The following is a 241-nucleotide window of genomic DNA, read 5'->3' as shown; positions in this document are numbered from 1 at the left end:
AGTAGGCGATAAAGGCTGTTTCCTCAACGCGCCAGATATGTATATGGAGAAGCTGATCGTCGGACCGGGAGCCAAAGGCACCATTGATCTGAACCTGCCGCTGGCGGATAACCTGCGCAATGTTGCGGCGGCGCTCGGCAAACCGTTGAGCGAACTGACGGTAACGATTCTGGCTAAACCACGCCACGATGCCGTTATCGCTGAAATGCAGCAACTCGGCGTACGCGTATTTGCTATTCCG

Annotated in this window: 1 protein-coding gene; it reads left to right on the top strand. The window is 55.2% G+C overall.

All coding sequences use genetic code 11. The features are described from left to right. A partial coding sequence (locus V5P19_RS24380) for a fructose-bisphosphatase class II (RefSeq protein WP_334408098.1) occupies positions 1-241 on the top strand: 241 nt, incomplete at both ends.

This window comes from Enterobacter sp. UNJFSC 003, from assembly GCF_036903355.1.
Taxonomy (GTDB): domain Bacteria; phylum Pseudomonadota; class Gammaproteobacteria; order Enterobacterales; family Enterobacteriaceae; genus Enterobacter.
The sequence above is the reverse complement of the archived record's forward strand: the minus strand, read 5'-3'. Positions and strand labels throughout refer to the sequence as shown.